General features: G+C 70.2%; 14 protein-coding genes. 2 read left to right on the forward strand and 12 right to left on the reverse strand.

The genetic code is table 11. The features are described from left to right. Window position 1: 1 nt before the first annotated feature. The 8 genes from ACIO52_RS19885 to ACIO52_RS19920 form a co-directional block, all read right to left on the reverse strand. Window positions 2–1,063 carry a lipocalin-like domain-containing protein gene (locus tag ACIO52_RS19885; RefSeq protein WP_316574892.1) on the reverse strand — a complete coding sequence of 354 codons (1,062 nt, stop codon included), beginning with the start codon at window positions 1,061–1,063 and terminating at the stop codon, window positions 2–4. Between the two features lie 17 nt (window positions 1,064–1,080). Continuing rightward, a complete protein-coding gene (locus ACIO52_RS19890; RefSeq protein WP_218720561.1) occupies window positions 1,081–2,319 on the reverse strand; it encodes an oxygenase MpaB family protein in 1,239 nt (412 codons plus the stop codon). 164 nt (window positions 2,320–2,483) lie between these two features. Continuing rightward, window positions 2,484–4,286, reverse strand: a complete 1,803-nt coding sequence (locus ACIO52_RS19895; RefSeq protein WP_402645670.1) for a multicopper oxidase family protein — start codon at window positions 4,284–4,286, stop codon at window positions 2,484–2,486. 284 nt (window positions 4,287–4,570) lie between these two features. After that, window positions 4,571–5,548 carry a glycine betaine ABC transporter substrate-binding protein gene (locus ACIO52_RS19900; protein WP_342800281.1) on the reverse strand — a complete coding sequence of 326 codons (978 nt, stop codon included), beginning with the start codon at window positions 5,546–5,548 and terminating at the stop codon, window positions 4,571–4,573. Continuing rightward, window positions 5,545–6,282 carry an ABC transporter permease gene (locus ACIO52_RS19905; protein WP_218720400.1) on the reverse strand — a complete coding sequence of 246 codons (738 nt, stop codon included), beginning with the start codon at window positions 6,280–6,282 and terminating at the stop codon, window positions 5,545–5,547. Before ACIO52_RS19905 ends, ACIO52_RS19900 begins: the two co-directional genes overlap by 4 nt. Continuing rightward, window positions 6,279–7,559, reverse strand: coding sequence for an ATP-binding cassette domain-containing protein (locus ACIO52_RS19910; protein WP_402645675.1), 1,281 nt, complete (start codon window positions 7,557–7,559; stop codon window positions 6,279–6,281). Before ACIO52_RS19910 ends, ACIO52_RS19905 begins: the two co-directional genes overlap by 4 nt. Continuing rightward, the gene (locus ACIO52_RS19915; RefSeq protein ID WP_316574896.1) at window positions 7,556–8,200 is read right to left on the reverse strand and encodes an ABC transporter permease; all 645 of its coding nucleotides are present in this window, start codon (window positions 8,198–8,200) and stop codon (window positions 7,556–7,558) included. The genes ACIO52_RS19910 and ACIO52_RS19915 overlap by 4 nt, the downstream gene beginning before the upstream one ends. Before the next feature lie 140 nt (window positions 8,201–8,340). Further along, complete coding sequence (locus ACIO52_RS19920; RefSeq protein WP_402645680.1) at window positions 8,341–9,276, reverse strand: TauD/TfdA dioxygenase family protein; 936 nt, start codon at window positions 9,274–9,276, stop codon at window positions 8,341–8,343. A gap of 189 nt (window positions 9,277–9,465) precedes the next feature. On the opposite strand from ACIO52_RS19920, the gene ACIO52_RS19925 reads away from it, so the two are divergent. Next, window positions 9,466–10,968: an aldehyde dehydrogenase family protein gene (locus ACIO52_RS19925; protein ID WP_402645683.1), complete on the forward strand. Its 1,503-nt coding sequence runs from the start codon at window positions 9,466–9,468 to the stop codon at window positions 10,966–10,968. 12 nt (window positions 10,969–10,980) lie between these two features. On the opposite strand, the gene ACIO52_RS19930 is transcribed toward ACIO52_RS19925, so the two are convergent. The 3 genes from ACIO52_RS19930 to ACIO52_RS19940 form a co-directional block, all read right to left on the reverse strand. Next, a complete protein-coding gene (locus ACIO52_RS19930; protein ID WP_402645686.1) occupies window positions 10,981–12,642 on the reverse strand; it encodes a bifunctional 3'-5' exonuclease/DNA polymerase in 1,662 nt (553 codons plus the stop codon). Between the two features lie 36 nt (window positions 12,643–12,678). Beyond that, the gene (locus ACIO52_RS19935; RefSeq protein WP_402645689.1) at window positions 12,679–13,884 is read right to left on the reverse strand and encodes a glycoside hydrolase family 76 protein; all 1,206 of its coding nucleotides are present in this window, start codon (window positions 13,882–13,884) and stop codon (window positions 12,679–12,681) included. Between the two features lie 167 nt (window positions 13,885–14,051). Continuing rightward, entirely contained in the window at window positions 14,052–15,878 is a 1,827-nt protein-coding gene (locus tag ACIO52_RS19940) for an NAD(P)-binding domain-containing protein (RefSeq protein ID WP_402645692.1), read from the reverse strand. 109 nt (window positions 15,879–15,987) lie between these two features. Here ACIO52_RS19940 and ACIO52_RS19945 point away from each other — a divergent pair, with 109 nt between their 5' ends. Beyond that, window positions 15,988–17,271: a transcriptional regulator gene (locus ACIO52_RS19945; RefSeq protein WP_402645695.1), complete on the forward strand. Its 1,284-nt coding sequence runs from the start codon at window positions 15,988–15,990 to the stop codon at window positions 17,269–17,271. Here ACIO52_RS19945 and ACIO52_RS19950 read toward each other — a convergent pair. Next, complete coding sequence (locus tag ACIO52_RS19950; protein ID WP_218720414.1) at window positions 17,262–18,287, reverse strand: crotonase/enoyl-CoA hydratase family protein; 1,026 nt, start codon at window positions 18,285–18,287, stop codon at window positions 17,262–17,264. The two genes, ACIO52_RS19945 and ACIO52_RS19950, sit on opposite strands and share 10 nt — an antisense overlap. Between the last annotated feature and the right edge of the window lie 30 nt (window positions 18,288–18,317).

The following is an 18,317-nucleotide window of genomic DNA, read 5'->3' on the forward strand; positions in this document are numbered from 1 at the left end:
GTCAGGTCAGCGCGACCAGTTCGTGCAGGGTCGTCCCGCTGCGGCGCTGCGTTCCCGACGGGGTACGCACGGTCAGCGCGAAGGTAGACTCGAACCGGAAGTAGCCCGGGTGCCCGACCAGCCGGTGCACGAGCGGTTTGATCAGCCGTGAGCGCGCCACCGGCACATCATCGAGCAGGTCGTGGGCGTGGATGACGCGCACGACGTCCAGGCGCAGGTCGAGGCTGCCCGGCACGGTCAGCTCCACCCACTCGGGGTAGGTCCGGCCCGCGGTGGCGTCGAAGCGCGCAGGTCCCTCGGTGAGGACGGTTTCGCCGGTGGACAGCACGATCTGGTCGTGGTGGGCGAGCATCAGCGGGCTGATCTCGTGGCCGCCCCGGCGCTGCTGGGTCAGGACCGAGGCGAACAGCAGGGAGTAGTCCTCGACGTAGAGCCGTCCCCAGTGCCAGCGCTCGATGATCTTCTTCATGTCGCCGACGCCCCAGTTGTGGTCGTGGTAGCCACGTCCGGTGACCTCGTGACGCACGCCGTCGAGCTCGATCGCCCCGCTCACCCGTGCGCGTGGGGCGCCGACCATCCAGCCGAAGGAATCCCGGGCACCGAAGCGGGTTTCGCCCTTGCCCGGCATCCAGCTGGGCACTTCGTTGTGGAACCGCAGGTCGAAGACGATGCCGTCCTCGGCCATCCAGAGGTGATGGATCGGCAGGCCGTCGGCACCGGCTTCGGTGCGCGCGGTGTTGTGGCCGACACGCACGTCGCAGGCGTCGGCCGAGAACGACGTCGCGGAGCGCGGATAGCGCCGCGACACCTGGCGGCGGGTGCCGTCGGGGGCGTAGACCATCATCTCCACCCACGGGCGTGCGGTCGGCAGGTCCTCGGGCCTGCGTTTGGTGAGGAAGCCGATCACCACGTGCCCGGTGTCGAGGTGGGCGTCGAAGTACCAGTGTTCGAAGGCGAGCCTGCTGGACGAGGGATGTAATCCGTTGTGCCGCGGTTCGACCGGTGTCAGGACGCCGTCGCGGCGTCCCGGTCCGTTCCACACTTCGACGATATCGGTACTCATGGCTGCTCTCGGTCGGTTCATCGGCGCAGAGCGCCGCTGGCGTCGAAGGCCGCTTCCCGGCCCTGCATCTGGGCGCGATACCAGTTCTCGCGATGCCACAACATCAGCTTCTCGTGCGCCCGCGCGAACGGGGGGCAGAGGCGGCGCGCGAGTTCCATGACGGTGATCAGCGGGAACCGGACGATCGGAATGGCGATCCACGGGAACGCCGGCGGCATCGTGTAACGACGGCGGGTGCCGGGCGCCATGTACATCGCGGAGTACACGGAATTGATCCGGTAGTTGTACCTTTCGCGCAGCCGGGTCAGACCGCGATGACCATCGCGCGGGGCGAAGGCCGCCGGATAGGACTCGATCAATTCCGTTCCGTGCTGCCCCGCGTCGTAGGACCGCGAGGCGATCGTCATGGCCAGCACCCGCAGCGCGTCCCGCACGGTCTCCGGGTACCAGCGCAATCGCACGCCCAGCAGATGGCCCATGTACTTCTGGAAGTGCAGCAGCGCACGGATTTCCGACGGAGTCGTCTGGTAGCCCAGCGCCCACAGTCCCAGGCCGGGAGTCACGCTGCCGGCCAGCAGGGTCAGCAGCTGGTAGGTCTGGCTGATCGGCAGACCCCACCGCTCGGTGTCCCATTCGGGGTGCGCGGCGACCTTCGCCCGCACCGAGACGTGCATGACCCGCACCTTCAGCGCGGTCGCGCGGCCCGCCGAGCCCGGGGTCAGCAGCGCGTCGCGGGCCGAGACATCCATCCAGAAGCGGGTGGTCTCCAGGAACCGGCGCAGGGCGCTGTCGCCGGCGTAGCCGCCCGCGAGCGACAGCGGGGTCGCGACCGCCGCCTCGGTGTACATCTCGAGCGTCTCGGCGCCGGCGAAGCTGAACAGCATGGTGCCCCAGCGCCGCCAGATCGCCGCGCCCTGTTCCACCAGCTCGGGTACCACCCAGTCGGGCACCGTCTCGAACTCGGCGAACAGCGCGCGCATGGAGTCCGGGGCATCGGGCACCGCGTCGATACCCTCGGCCAGCGCCTGCTCCAGCATGCGGCGCCCGGCTTTCGCCCCGATCTCGCCGTGCATCACCTCGGCGACGAACCGTTCGGCCACCGGGTCTCCGGCGAACAGGTCCGCGCACAGCGCCGCGGCCTGTTCGTCACTGGGAAACAGCGACTGTCGGGTCACCGTGGTGAACAGACGCTCGATCCGGCGCACCGTCGCGGTGCCGCGCGCCTCCCAGTAGCGGAAGGCGGTGGGGCACCGCACCGGTGGCTGCTCGGCCGACCGGGACGTGTCGGGCCGGACCCGACTTTCGACGAATTCGGCCAATGCCGGTCTCCTGACGTGAAACTCGCTCACCGTGCGTCGTGACAGGTCGACCATACTACGAAGAACATTATTCCGTACCCGAAAGTATGGAAAGTGGGGCGTCACGGCACGATGCGGTATTTGAGCATCATGTCGTGGTCCTCGTGATCGAGCAGGTGGCAGTGCCACACGTAGCCCTGCAACTCCGCGGACGAGCGGCCCGCGTGGTCACCGGTGCGGTGCCCGCCGTGGGAATCCGCGCCGCGCAACTCGGTCGCGATCCGGCGGGGGAAGGTCGCGTCGGGATCGAAGCCGAGTTCCGCCGCGGTCGGGAATCGGACGATGATGCTGGTCACGGTGCCGCCGTCGACCCGCACGATGTCCTTCCAGCCCGCCTCCCACGGCTGGGGCGGCACCATCGGACCCGCCAGGAACCCGTCGGCCGCCGGCGCCCACCGCTGCCCGATCGGCGGCTGGGGATGCGCCAGCTGATAGTCGACCGTGCGCAGGGGTGCGCGTCCGAGAATCCGGAAGGTCACCAGGTGCAGGTGGATCGGGTGCGGGTCGGGCGTGATGTTGATGATGTTCCACTGCTCGACGGTGCCCTGCCGCGGACGCTCGATCTCCGGGCTGGCGAAGGTGAGGTTGTTGAGCGACATGATCGCGGGCGGCACCCGCAGCTCGTAGGGCTGACTCACCGTGACATCGCGGCGCACGGTCGGTGTGGCGAGCGGCGGCAGCACCGGTGGCCGAACGGGGCCGCCGCGCAACCGTTCCGGCACGCCGCCCGTGAAGCCGGGCCGATCCTGCACGCGGAACTGACAGAACACCGGCATCGCGACCTCGCCGAGGATCGCCGCCTGGAAGACCGGCGCCTCGTCGTTGCGCAGTTCGACGGTCTCCCCCGGCGCGAGCCCGGCGAAGTCGACCAGCACGTCCACCCGTTCACCGGGTGCCAGGCGCAGCTCGTGCACCGTGACCGGCGCGTCCAGCAGTCCGTGATCGTTCCCGATCACCCAGAACCGCATCCGGTTGCCGAAGAACAGATTCCACACACTGAACGACGCCGCGTTGAGCAGCCGGAAGCGGTAGAGACCGCGGGCGACCGGCAGGTGGGGCCAGATCTTGCCGTTGACCACCCCGACGTCCCCGACCGCCCCACCTTCCCAGGCCCCCTGCGGGACGACCGGCGTCGACCGGACCGACTGGCGCCCCTCGGCGGTGAACAGCTTCTCCTGCAACACCAGCGGCACCTCGAACTCCCCGGCGGGCAGGCCCAGCGGGTTCCCGGGCGCACCGGTGTCGAATTCGTCTCGGAGCAGCAGCAATCCGGCCAGTCCAGCGTAGACGTTGATACGGGTGATGCCCATCGCGTGGTCGTGATACCAGAGGTGTCCGGCGTCCTGCGCCAGCGGGAAATCGTGGTCGATGTCGCCACCGGGATGGACCAGCTGCTCCGGATGCCCGTCGCTGTCGGGTGGGGTCACCCCACCGTGTAGGTGCAGCGAGGACGGCGGCGAGGTCCGGAAGCTCTCGTCGACGCCGTGCAGGGTGGTGTCCATGTCGGCGGCCAGCGGATGGGTCGTCATCCGGTTCGCGAACCGCAGGCGCAGCGGCGTGCCCGCCCGGTGTTCGACAGTCGGCCCCAGATAGGTCATCCCGTTGTAGCCCAGCGCCGGTGACGGCGGCAGATCGCGATGGAAGCGATGGATGGTGGTCGAGGCGACGACGTCGAGCCGGTCACCACGCACCACCGGCAACCGGGGCAGCTCGTCCACGAACGGCTCGACCGCCGGGGACGCGAAGAGCAGCGGACCACGCGCCGGCGCCGGGGTCGCGGCGGCGGAGGTCTCGAACAGCGCCGCGCCGAGCAGTCCCGCCCCGGCGGCACGCAGGAACCCACGACGTTCGATCGGATATCCCATGGCCGAGCCCTTTCCGGGCTGCACCGTCGCACGCACCGCCGGGCGACCATACCATTAGGTACAGTTGTCAGTACCTCGTCGAATGTCACCCAGCGCCCACCGACCGCCGCGTCGCCGGGCAGGACACCGGGCCGATCGACCGCCCCGCGGCCTCGGGCACATCAGCGTGCCGCCGTACGGAATCGTTCTTGTCGCATCGAATGCCGGTGCGCGCACCAGGACACACGACAGGGCGTCGACCTGCCGCTCGCGCGAGAGTCCACCCGCCGGTCTCGGCGACTGCGCTACTCGATCAGGCGCTCGCTCTTCAACCAGTCGTAGGCCACATCGGCCGGGTCCTCGCCGTCGATGTCGACGCGACCGTTGAGCTCCTGCATCAGCTCGTCGGTGAGGCGCTCGGAGACGGTGCCGAGCAGGGCGCGGAGTTCGGGATGGTTCTCGATGACCACGCCCCGGACCACGGCCGTGCCGCTGTAGGGCAGGAAGAACTTCTTGTCGTCGTCGAGGACGGTCAGGTTCAGGTTCTTGACGCGGCCGTCGGTTGTGTAGACCATCCCGAAATTGCAGGGCTGACTCTTGGCGGTCGCGGTGTAGACGACGCCGGCGTCCATCCTGGTGACATTGCCCGAGGGCACGCCGTTCGGATCGTTGTAGGGGATCCCGTATTTCTGCAGCATCGGCAGGAAACCGTCGGAGCGGCTGAAGAATTCGTCGTCGACACAGAAGGTGCGCTCGGCCACGGGCAGGGCGGCGACGTCGCTCAGCGACCGCACACCCAAGCGCTGGGCGGTCGGCGCGGACGCGGCGAAGGCGTAGGTGTCGTTGAAGTTGGCCGGGGCCAGCCATTCGAGGTCGTAGTCGCGCTTCTCGATGTCGTGGACGCGCTGCCACAGCTCCTGCGGGTCGGCGATCGTCTCGGTCTGGTTGTGGTAGTTCACCCAGCCGGTGCCCGTGTACTCCCAGAGCACATCGGCGTCACCGTTGAGCTGGGCCTGACGCGACGAGGCCGACCCCGGCGCGCCGGTCAGGTCGGTGACCGAGGCGCCCGCCGCGGCCAGGTAGGTCGCGGTGATCTTGCCGAGCAGGACCCCTTCGGTGAAGCTCTTCGACGTCACCACGATGGCGGCGCCGTCGAGCGGGCGTTCGCCGCCGGGCAGACTGGCGTCGTGGAAGGTGCCCGAGGAGCTCACCAGCCCACATCCGCCGAGCAGGGCCAGCGTCGCGACGAGCGCGGACACCACCGGGACCAGCCGTCGCCTCATGAGATACCTCGCGGGGTCGCGGCCAGTTCGACGAGCCGGCCGAGCCAATCGATGATCAGCGCCAGCAGCCCGACCAGGATCGCACCGGAGATCAGCAGCTTGGGCAGGAACAGGGTGACACCGGTGGTGATCAGGGTGCCCAGGCTGGTCGCGCCGATGAACGTCGACAGCGTCGCGGTGCCGACCAGGATGACCAGCGCGGTGCGCACGCCGTTGAGGATCACCGGCACCGCGAGCGGCAGCTCGACCTGGACCAGCGTGCGCGCCGCGGACAAGCCGATGCCGCGCGCCGCTTCGATCGTGCGCTGGTCCACCTGCCGCAGACCGACGATCGTGTTCTGCAGAATCGGCAGCACCGCGTACACCACCAAACCCACGATCGCCGTGCGGAACCCGGTGCCGAGCCAGAACGTGAACAGCACGAGCAGGCCGACGGCGGGCGCGGCCTGACCGATATTGGCGATATTGACCGCGATCGGCTCGAAGCGCATCAGCGCCGGCCTGGTCAGCGCGATGCCGAGCGGTATCGCCACCACCACCACGATCACCGTGGCGACCACGGTCAGCCGGATGTGTGCACCGATGGTGCTCTGCAGATTGGACCAGCCGAGCGAGGCCTGCTCGGTGGCGGTGAAGGTCGTCGACCGGTACCAGAGCAGATAGCCGACGCCGATCACCACGATGATGATCGGTTCGAACCACACGTCGATCGGCACGCGGCGCAGCCGGCTCATGACGGTTCGGCCGTCGCGGTGTCGTCGGCGGCGGCGACGACCGGCGTCGGTGTCGGGTCGGACCCGTCGACATAGGTCTCGTAGGACGGCGCGGCCTCCGCGGCATGGTTCTCGGCCAGCTTGGTCTGGATCACGTCGGTCACCGACCCGATGCTCAGCGACCCGACGACCGCGCCACGACCGTCGGTGACGAGCGTGGCGCCCTGACTGGCGGCCAGCATCGCGTCGAGCGCGTCGTTGAGGGTGGAGGACTGCGCGACCACCGGCAGTCTGCGATCCAGATAGTCGGAGACCTCGGGCTTGCTGGCCACCTCGGTGAGCGAGGGCCACGAGCGCGGGCGGGCCGCCGCGTCGACGACCACGACCCAGGTGTGCCCGGCCGCCTTCGCCCGCTCGATCACCGTCTGCGCCGGTTCGCCGATCCGTGCCGTGGTGACCGGGTCGTAGTCGACATCACGCACCCGCGAGACCGTCAGATACGCCAGCTTCGCGCCGGATCCGACGAACTCCTCCACGAACGGCGTCGCCGGATCGGTGAGGATCTCCTCCGGGCGCGCGTACTGCTCGACGTGCCCGCCCTCGGACAGGATGAGCACCTTGTCGCCGAGTTTGGTGGCTTCCTCGAAATCGTGGGTGACGATCACGATGGTCTTGCCGAGTTCGTGCTGGATCGCGATCAGGCTGTCCTGCAAGCGAACCCGGGTGATCGGGTCGACCGCGCCGAACGGTTCGTCCATCAGCAGCACCGGCGGATCGGCGGCCAGGGCACGGGCCACACCGACACGCTGCTGCTGACCGCCGGACATGTCCTTGGGCAGCCGGTCGGCGAAGGTGGCGGGGTCGAGACCGACCAGATCCAGCAGGTACTCGGTGCGTTCGGCGATGCGCTTCTTATCCCAGCCGAGCACCCGGGGAATGGCGCCGATGTTCTTGGCCACCGACCAGTGCGGGAACAGGCCACCGGACTGGATCACGTAGCCGATCGACTGGCGCAGCTTGTCGGGGTCTTCCCTGGTGACGTCGCGGCCGCCGATGAAGATCCGGCCCTCGGTCGGCTCGATCAGCCGGTTGATCATCTTCAGCGTCGTGGTCTTGCCGCAGCCCGAGGGCCCGACGAACGCCACGATCTCGCCGGCGTCGATCTCCAGATCGAGCCGCTGCACCGCGGCCTTGTCCTGCCCCTTGTATCGCTTGACGACCCCGTCGAGCGTGATCGACGCCCCGGTCACATTGCGCTCCGGCGTCGCCGGGGCGGGCTGGCTGGTCACATCGGTCATGTCAGTCCTTTGGCGATCGTGAGCCGTCCGAGCAGGACGAGGAGCGCGTCGAACACCAACGCGATCGCGACGATGAGCAGAGTGCCGGTCAGTGCCATCTCCAGGGCATTGGCCCCGCCGAGCCGCGACAGGCCGTTGAAGATGAGCGAGCCGAGCCCCGGGCCGAGCACGTAGGCGACGATGGCCGCGACGCCGACGATCATCTGGGTCGAGACCCGGATGCCGGTGAGGATCACCGGCCAGGCGATCGGGAATTCGACGGTCAGCAGGATCCGCCAGCGCGACAACCCGATTCCGCGCGCGGATTCGATCACCGAGGGGGGTACCGACCGCAGGCCGACGATGGCGTTGCCGATCACCGGCAGCGCCGCGAAGAACGCCAGCATGATGAACGACGGCACGACCCCGAGCCCGAACGGCACCAGCAGCAGCGCCAGCAGGGCCAGCGAGGGAATCGTCAGCGCGACCCGGCTCGAGGTGAGGGTGAGCGCCGAGGCCAGCGGAAGGCGATAGACGGCCACCGCCACGAGGATGGCGACAACCGTACCGACCAGCACGGTCTGGAAGGCCAGTGAGGCGTGCTGGTAGGTGAGGAAGGTCAGCACCTCCCCCCGCCCCCGGACATAACTCCACAGGTTCACGGGAATCCCATCGTCGGGCCGGGCCGGTCAGGGCCTGTGCGCGCGTGATCACCGGACGTACGTGCCGTCGAAGGGTAATCCATGACCTGCGTTCGGCCGGGGACCCGCAGCTCTGGAGGTGTTGCGGTGGCGGCCAATTCCTAGGCCGCGCGCTTCGGCGGGGCACTCGCGTAGTCGGCGGCGTCGCCCGCGATCACCGTGCTGGTCGTGCCGTCGACACCCACCGGGACCGCGCCGGCCAGGGTGATGCGGGTGAGCCTGCGATGCTCGCTGCCGTCGTAGTCGTCGACCGCGTAGTGCTGGGTGGCGCGGTTGTCCCAGATGGCGACGTCGCCGAGCGACCAGTCCCAGCGGGTGGTGTGTTCGAGGCGGGTGACCCGATCCTGGAACAGCCGCAACAGCGCCCGCGATTCGGAGCTCGACAGCCCGGCGATCTCCTTCACGAAGCAGCCGAGCAGCAGAGCGCGTTCGCCGGTCTCGGGGTGGACCTCCACGACCGGATGTTCGGTCTCGAAGTAGGTCGACTCGAACTCGCTGCGGTAGGTGCGATCCCGGTCGTCGGGCCGGTCCTCGATGTCGGCGGCGTAGTCGTAGCGATTGGTGTGCCGCGCGCGCAGGTTCTCGGCCAGCAGCTTGAGTGGCGCGGGCAGCGCGTCGTAGGCGGCGACGGTCGAGGCCCAGGTGGTCGAGCCGCCATAGCTGGGCAGCGCGACGGCGCGCAGGATCGAGGCGCTGGGCACCCGGTCGACGAAGGTGACATCGGTGTGCCAGACGTTGGAACGGGTCTGATGTGAGTCGATGGCCAGGCTCTTCGCGCCCGCCGAGGTGACGGTGGGGTGCGGCGTGGTCGGGGTGCCGAGCAGCTGCGCGAACTCGTACTGCCCGTCTTCGGTGAGGTGGTGCTGACCGCGGAAGAAGATCACCTTGTGCTCGTGCAGCGCGGCACGCACGGTCGCGACGGTCCTGGCGTCGAGCTCGCCACCGAGCCGCACGCCCTCGATCCGTGCCCCCAGGTGCGCACCGAGCTCGACCACCCGCACCCCGGTCGCGGGGACGGCTGCGTCATCGACGGACATACGGAGGCCTTTCGCTCGAACCGGGACGTTCCGGATCACACGAAACCATCCGCGCACCGGCGCGACCAGGATTGAACTCAGCCCGAGCAGAACCCGTATCGCTCGCCCACAGCCCGTGGACGTGGCTCTTTCCGGCGTCGCGTACCTTGGTCCGCGCACCCCGGCTCGAGCGAGAGGCAAGACTCCCGAATGGTCCTCACCGACGAGCCGCTCCTGCGCTCCCCCGGCCTCTACCTGGACGGGCGCTGGGCGCGGCCGGTCCACGGCGGCACGAGGGCCGTCCACGATCCGGCCGACGGCGGCGTGCTCACCATCGTCGACGAAGCGGGCCCCGAGGACGTGGCGGCGGCGATCGCGGCGGCCCGCGCCGCCTTCGCGACCGGCGAGTGGCCCGCGACCCCGAAAGCCGAGCGCTCCGCGCTGCTGGTGCGCGTCGCCGAACTGCTCGACGCCCATCGCGACGACCTGGCCCGGATCGAGACGGCCGACACCGGCAAGACCCTGCGCGAGAGCTACCTCGACATCGACGACGTGATCGCGGTGTTCCGCTACTACGCGCACCTGGTCACCACCGACACCGACCGTCTCGTCGACACCGGGAACCCGGCGGTGATCAGCCGCGTCGTGCACGAGCCGGTCGGGGTGTGCGCGCTCATCGCGCCATGGAACTATCCGCTGCTGCAGCTGTCGTGGAAGATCGCGCCCGCGCTGGCGGCCGGCTGCACCGTGGTGGTCAAGCCCAGCGAGGTCACCCCGCTGTCGACGATCGCGCTGGTGCGCTTGCTCGACCGGGCCGGGGTACCCGCCGGCGTGGTGAATCTCGTGCTGGGCAGCGGCGATGTGGTGGGCGCCGCGCTCACCGACAGCCCGGACGTCGACCTGATCTCGTTCACCGGCGGCGCGAGCACGGGGGCGGGGATCGCGAGCCGGGCGGCCCGGCACATCACGCGCGTCGCGCTGGAGCTCGGTGGCAAGAACCCGCACCTCGTCTTCGCCGACGCCGAATTCGACAGCGCCGTCGACGCGGTACTCACCGGTGCCTTCCTGCACTCCGGTCAGGTGTGTTCGGCGGGCACGCGGCTCATCGTGCACGCGTCGATCGCCGACGAGTTCGTGGCCGAGCTCGCCCGGCGCGCGTCCGCGATCCGGGTGGGTCCCGGCAGGGATCCGTCGTCGCAGACCGGCCCGCTGGTCTCCCCCGAGCATCGTGCGAAGGTGGAAGCGTATGTCGCGCTGGGCCTCTCGGAGGGTGCGCGGCTGATCGCCGGTGGTCGGCGCCCGGACGATCCCGCGCTGGCCGCGGGCAGTTACTACCTGCCCACCATTTTCGACGACTGCGATCGGTCGATGCGCATCGTCCGCGAGGAAACCTTCGGGCCCATTCTCACCGTGGAGCGCTTCACCACCGAGGCCCAGGCCGTCGCCCTCGGCAACGACACCGCCTACGGATTGGCCGCCGGTGTCCGCACCGCCGATCCGGCCCGTGGCGAACGGGTGGTCCGTGCCCTGCGGCACGGCACGGTGTGGCTCAACGATTTCGGTGTCTACACCCCGGCCGCGGAGTGGGGCGGCTTCGGCCGCTCCGGCATCGGCCGCGAACTCGGGCCCACCGGCCTGGCCGAATACCAGGAGACCAAACACCTCTGGCACAACACCGCACCGGCGGTCGGCGGGTGGTTCTCGGCGGGGTGAGCGCGCGATGTCCTATTTGGCGTCGCCATAGCACTGCACCACCGTTGTGGTGAAGGGGAAGCGCACCGGCGTCGGGCCGAAGGCCAGTCGGCCCGCGGTGTCGGCGGCCGCGGCGATCGCGGCGACGATCGTCGCGGACTCCTCCTCCGGACAGTGCACGATCACCTCGTCGTGCTGGAAGAAGACCATCTCGGCGCGCAGCCCGGCCTGCGCGATCGTCTGGCGGATGGCGGCCAGGACCAGCAGGGCCCAGTCGGCGGCGCTGCCCTGGACCACGAAGTTGCGGGTGAACCGGCCGCGTGCTCGCGCCGCGGGCGTCCCCGCGAAGCCCGCGCCGTTCTCGGCGAAATCCGGGGCGGTGGCCTCGACCGGTGGACAGGTGCGGCCCAGCCAGGTGCGCACCAGACGACCTTCCTCCCCGGCGTGCGCCGCGTCGTCGACGTAGGCGACCGCGGCGGGATACTGCCGGCGCAGCGCCGCCATGTGTGTGAGGGCATCGCCGGAGGTCTGACCGTAGATGGCGCCCAACAGCGCGAGTTTGGCCTGGGCGCGGTCACCGCCGAAGCCGCGGGCCGCCAGATCGGCGTACAGGTCCTCGCCGCGACCGGCCACCTCCATCAGGGCCGGGTCGCGCGAGATCGCGGCCAGGATGCGCGGTTCCATCTGATCGGCGTCGGCGACGACCAGCGACCAGCCCGGGTCGGCGCGGATCGCCTGCCGGATCACCTTCGGGATCTGCAGGGCGCCACCACCATTGGTCGTCCAGCGGCCCGAGACCGTGCCGCCGGGCAGATACTCGGGCCGGAAGCGGCCACCGTGCACCCACTGCTCGAGCCAGGACCAGCCGTGCGCGGTGTGCACGCGGTACAGCGACTTGTAGGCCAGCAGCGGCGCGACGGCGGGATGGTCGATCTGCTGCAGTTCCCACTTCCGGGTGGAGGACACCAGGATGCCGGCCCGGGAAAACGCCTTGATGATGTCGTTGGGCAGATCGGGCCGCACCCGGACTCCGCCGCCGAAGGCTCGCGAGACCTCGTCGGCCAGTTCCGCCATCCGGCGGGGTTCGAGCGTGCCCGGAAACCGTTCGCCCAGCATCGTGTCCAGCAGCGCCCGATGGATGTCGGCCCGCCACGGAATCCCGGACCGGCCCATCTCCGCGGCGACGAGCATGCCCGCCGACTCGGCCGCCAGCAGCAGCCGCATCCGATCCGGGTGCTCGGTGCGCGCGGTCCGGGCGACCTGTCGCTCGTAGACCGCCACCAGCGCCGCGAACTCGTCGGTGCCGGGCGGCAGCGGCACCGGGCCCGAATCGAACAGCGACGGCTGGGTTTCGGCGGCCCGCACGGGAGCGTCCGGCGGGACGGCCAGCCCGTGCAGACGGGCCCACGCCGCCGCCAGCGACCGGGCCTGCCCGAACTGACCCTCCTCGTGCCCGATCAGCAGCGCCTCGGCGGCCTCCACGTCGTAACAGCGCTCGACCCGCACCCCGGCGGCGAGCAGGGGCCGGTAGATCTCGGCGGTCGATCGCCACACCCACCGCTCGACGTCCGGGCGCGAGCGCACGGCCTCGATCAACGAGGGTTCGTCGACGATCGGTCCCGCGGGTCTGCCGTCGGCGTCCAGCGGACACAGACGCGCGCCACCCTCACCCGTCTCCGCCACTGCCCATCGCACGTGCCGAGTCTCGCATCGGGGTCCGACACAGCGCGGTCACCGTCCGGCGGCGGTGAGCTGGTGGTCGGCCTCGAGCAGCATCCACGCGCTCAGCTGCACCGACAGATCGCGGCTCAGGTTCGCCGCCGACGCGGTCTCGGGCCCTTCGAGATGCAGCAGCGAGCTCGGATACCGCACCTCGGCGATCGGGCGGGTCCAGTCCATGCCGAACAGCGGCAGCCCGTCGACCTCGGCGCGGTGTTCCCAGGCCGCCCGCGCCGACGCGTGCACGATGGCCGCGGCGGTGGTATCGCCCAGGGCGAGCGCGGTTTCGGCGAGGTAGCGCGCGAGGACACCCATGAACAACCCGGAATCGTTCGCGGCGGCCGCGAGGATCACGCCTCCGTCCGTCAGCTCGGTGCCGGTGGCCGCGACCAGTGCCGCCGCGCGGTCCCGGTGCGCGGCGTCGCCGGTGCGCACCGCCAATTCGGTTTCCAGCCCGATCGCCACGCCCTGGCAGTAGGTGTGGACGGTCCGGTCGACCCGTCCGTCGGGCTCGTGGACGCCGTCGAGGGTCACGCCGCTGACGGGATCGCGCAGGCGGGTGTGCAGGAAGTCGGCGAGCCGGCGCGCGCGGGTGAGATCGCCCAGCCGGGCCAGCGCGATCCCGGCGGGGCCGACCGCCGGGGTGTTGTAGTAGCCGTCGCCCGCTCGCCACGGGATCGCGCCGAGCTCGGCGTTCCAGCCGTCGAGCAGGGCGGATCGCAGGTCGTCGACCGCGTGGCCGAACCGGATGTCGAGCAGCCGGTCGGCGCGCTCGAGTGCCAGCGCCAGCCACGCCATGTCGTCGTAGTACCGGTTGGTCCAGCCGGTGACATTGCGGGTGCGGATCCCGAGCGCGAGGGCCGCGACCCGGTCCTTGCGGGCCGGCGTCGGATCACGGTGGGCGGCGTCGATCGCGCAGTCGACCAGGTGCGCCTGCCACCAGTAGCACCAGCGTCCGAACGACTGTTCCACCGGCGACGCGGGCCACACCAGCGCGCCCAGGCTCCGCCGCGGCACCCCCCACAGCGAGCGCACGTGCCGCGCCGCGATCGCCCGTTCCGCCAGCTCCGCCCGCTGCCCGGCCCCGACCGCACCGACGGTCGCGGGACGCCGGATCGTGCCCGCCCGCGGCGGTTGACCCAGCACCCCGACACCGATCGCGGCGCCCGCCGCGATCAGCGCACCGCGCCGGCTGATGCCCTCGTTCCGGCGAACCATCCGCTCGGATTCTCCTTCCGCACGACGACGTCCGAGCCGGGAACCGTACCGCTGGGGCGTCGGTCCGCGGTGGCCGGAACTTGAACTGTTCCGGTGTACCGCGAGAACGTTCGGCGGAGCCGGAGGCTGCCCGGCCGGTGTCGGCCGAGCAGTCCCGGCGGGGTCGATCAGCTCAGATGGTGAACCTCCTGCTTTCCGTACACCGGTGTCGGGATCTGCTCGAAGCGGGCCTTCAACTGGAGCGCCAGATACAGCGAGTAGTGCCGGGACTGGTGCAGGTTGCCGCCGTGGAACCACAGGCCCTGCTGCTGGGTCGGCTTCCACATATTGCGCAGCTCCCCTTCCCATGGTCCGGGATCCTTGGCCGTACCGGAACCGTATCCCCAGCATTTGCCGACGGCGTCGGCGACATCCTGGCCGATCAGATCGGCGGCCCAGCCGTTCATCGAGCCGTAGCCCGTGGCGTAAACGACCAGGTCGGCGGGCAGTTCGGTGCCGTCGTCGAGGATCACCGCGTCCTCGGTGAGTTCCCTGACCTGGCCGTGGGCCAAGCCGATCTCGCCGTCGGCGACGAGTTCGGCGGCGCCGACGTCGATGTAGTAGCCGGAGCCGCGCCGCAGGTACTTCATGAACAGCCCGGAGCCGTCGTCGCCCCAGTCGAGGTCGAACCCCGCGCGTTCCAGCCGCGCGTAGAAGTCGGCGTCGCGTTCGCGGATGGCGTCGTAGACCGGGATCTGGAACTCGGGCATGATCCGGTACGGCAGCGAGGCGAAGGTGAGATCGGCCTTGTGCGTCGTCATCCCGGCCGCCAGCGCCCGCTCGGAGTACAGGTCGCCCAATCCGAGTTCCATCAGCGAATCCGACTTCACGATGTGGGTGGACGATCGTTGCACCATGGTGACCTCGGCGCCGGCCTCCCACAGCGCCGCGCAGATGTCGTGCGCCGAATTGTTGGCGCCGATCACCACCGCGCGCTTGCCCGCGTACCGGTCCGGTCCGGGATGCCCGCTCGAGTGGTGCTGGTCGCCGCGGAAGCGTTCCCTGCCGGGGAAATCCGGGATGTTCGGCTTGCCCGACATGCCCGTGGCCAGCACCAGGTGCCGCGGGCGCAGCACCACCGGTTCGCCGTCGCGCTCGACCTCGACCGTCCAGGCGCCCGAGGCGTCGTCGTAGCGCGCCGAGGTGCAGGTGGTCTTGGTCCAGTAGGGCACCTCCATCACCTTCGTGTACATCTCGAGCCAGTCGCCGACCTTGTCCTTGGGCGCGAACACCGGCCAGTTGTCGGGGAACGGCAGATACGGCAGGTGGTCGTACCAGACCGGATCGTGCAGGCACAGCGACTTGTAGCGCTTGCGCCACTGGTCACCGGGCCGGTCGTGCTTGTCGACGACGAGCGCGGGAACGCCGAGCTGGCGCATCCGCGCGCCGAGCGCGATGCCGCCCTGTCCACCGCCGACGATCAGGACATACGGCTGCCGGGTGTAGCCGAGTTCCCGCTCTTCGCGTTCGCGCTGCTCGGACCAGGTCACCCGCTCCCGGTCGGCGCCGTGGCGCACGCCCTTGGGCCTGCGGGTCCCCTTGCCCTCCTCGTGGCCCTTCAGCTCCTGCAACGCGGTCAGCATCGTCCACGCGCCCGCGTCGGTGAGTCGCAGATGACCGACGCCGCGGCCAGCGCCGGTCTCGAAACCGATCCACGCGCTGATCACCCCGTCGGCCTCGGTGGGCGGTTCGGTGGTGTGGAATCCGGACGGATCGGTATCGGCGAGCTGGGCCCGCAGCAGGTCGGCCACGCCGGCGCGGCCCTCGACGGTCTTGATGTTCCAGGTGAACGCGACCAGGTCGCGCCAGAAGCTGTCGATGGCGAACATGCTTGCCGCCGTATCGATATCGCGTGCGGCCAGCGCCGCCTCGAACGCCGTCAGCCAGGCGTCCACCCGCTGCCGCGGATCTGCCGCGTCCGATCCGCGCACCGCGGGATCGAGTGTCTGGGTCATCGAATCCTCCTCCACATTCTGTGACCTAGAGCACACGCCACCGGGGGCTGGTGGCACAATCGTTGCAGTGCGTTGCACCGCCGCTCGACCGGATGAAGGGGTGAGAATCGTGAGCGATTTCGGCGCGGTCGAACCCGGCACCGATCTGTCGGGCTACGCGCGCGATCTCATCCGGATGCACGAGGCCGTCATCGGCGGCGGCCGCTCGCCGTTGCGGCCGCGGCCACTGGTCGCGCGCTCGTGGTCGCGGGTACTGGCGGCCGGTCTCGTGCCCGATCGGCCCCGGGCCCGCACGATGCTCGGCGTGGACGACCTCGAACGGCGGCGCCGCGCATCCTCGCTCACCACGGTGATCTCGGAGCTGACGCAGACGGTGTCGTGCCTGGCCGAGGCCAGCTCGCAGCTGATGCTCGTCGTCACCGACGCCGAGGGCGTGGTGCTGTGGCGGCACGGTTCGGCGAAGGTCCGCCATCGCGCGGATTCGCTGGGGTTCCGCGAGGGCGCACGCTGGACCGAGGAGGCGGTCGGCACCAACGCGATCGGCACGGCGCTCACCGAAGCCGCTCCGGTGCAACTGTTCTCGGGCGAACACTTCGAGCAGTTCCAGCACCCCTGGTACTGCACCGCGGCACCGATCCACGACCCGCGCACCGGTGAACTCCTCGGCATCGTCGACATCAGCGGCCCCGCCCTGACCCTGCATCCGGCCGTCACCGCCCTGGTCGCCACCGGCGTGCGGCTCGCGGAGGCACAGCTGTGGCGTCATCACGAAGACCGGCTCGCCCGGCTGCGCGCCGCCGCCGCGCCCGCCCTGGTCGCCCTCACCGGGCCCGCCGTGTTGGTCGACGAGCACGGCTGGGTCGCCCAGGCGATCGGCGTCACCGCCACCCGCCGGGTCGCGGCACCGCACGCCGAGCGCGCGATCACCGTCCCTGGGCTCGGCCCGTGCGTCGCCGAACAGCTCGCCGACGGCTGGCTGATCCGGCCGGACTCCGGCTCCCGCAGCACCCGGCTCGAACTCGATCTGTCCGGGCCGCCGACGATCAACGTGCACGGCGGCGAATCCGGGTGGCGCAGTGCGCTCTCGGCCCGCCACGCCGAGATCCTGCTACTCCTGCACCTGTCCGGCCGACACGGGATGACGGTGCTCCAGCTGAGCAACGCCCTGTTCGGCGATCCGGACCACGCGGTCGCGGTCCGGGCGGAGGTCTCCCGGTTGCGGCGGGTGCTCGGCGCCGTGCTGACCAGTCGCCCCTACCGATTCACCGAATCCGTCGAGCTGACCGTCGAGCTGGGCAACGCCGAGCACCTGGCGGACTGCGACTTCGTTCGCCACACCGCGGGCCCGGCGTTGCGCGCCCTGTGTGATCCCCGGTCCGCGGCTCAGTCCTGATGCCCGGGCGTGCCTCGTTTGTGGTCGCCGAAGGGCTCGTCGCGTTCCCGCACGGCCTCTCGGAATCCGACAGTGGCCGAACGGAGTTGGAAGGCGTAGCCCTCGCGGGTGTGCCGGGAGATGCCGTCGAAGACGGTGCTGACCATGCCGGAGGTGGCGACGCCCTGGGCCAGCAGACTGGAGTTGAGGGCCAGCTTGGCCATCATCAACTGGTTGACCGGCATTCGCGCGATCCGCTCCACCAGTTCCTCGGTGCGCGCGTCGAGTTGGTCGGCGGGCCAGGACTCCACCGCCAGGCCCCATTCGGCGGCCTGCTTGCCGGTCAGGCAGTCGCCGGTGAACAGCAGGCGCTTGGCGCGCTGGTCGCCGAGGCGGTGCGCCCACATGCCCGCGGCCGGGATGCCCCAGACCCGGGTGGGCGGGTAGCCGATCTTGGTGTCGTCGGCGCAGATGATCTGGTCACTGTAGAGGGCGATATCGGTTCCGCCTGCCACGGCGAAGCCGTGCAGCTTGGCCACCGTGGGTTTGTTCGCGTGCAGCAGGCTGGCGAAGCCGCGATTGAACCGGCTCATCATGGCGTAGTCGAGCATCGGGTCCCAGGTGCCCCACGGATTGTGGTTGACCGCCTGCGCGACCGGATCGATCGCGGTGCCGGTGACCTCGTCGGAACCGCCGGCACTCGCGAAACCCTGTTCGGCGAACATATCCAGGTCGTATCCGCCGCAGAAACCCTTGCCGCGGCCGGAGACCAGGATGACGTGCACGCGGGGATCGAGATCGGCCCGCTCGACGGCGTGCGCGAGATCCACCGGCGTATCCGGGGTGATCGCGTTGCCCTTGTCGGGCCGGTCGAAGGTGATGCGCGCGATGCGGCCGTCCCGCTCGTAGGTCAGCGTGCGGTACTCCCGCTCGGCACCGGGGTCGGGCCGGTCTCGCCACGGGGAATCGGGGCCCTCGGTCCAGTTCTCGTACCATGCCGCGGGCCGCTGACCCGCGTGGGAATCGTAGTCGGGCACGGTGACCTCCTGAGGACGCGGAACGTGACG

The sequence above is a fragment of the Nocardia sp. NPDC087230 genome (genome assembly GCF_044744725.1).
Classification (GTDB): Bacteria; Actinomycetota; Actinomycetes; order Mycobacteriales; family Mycobacteriaceae; genus Nocardia; species Nocardia canadensis.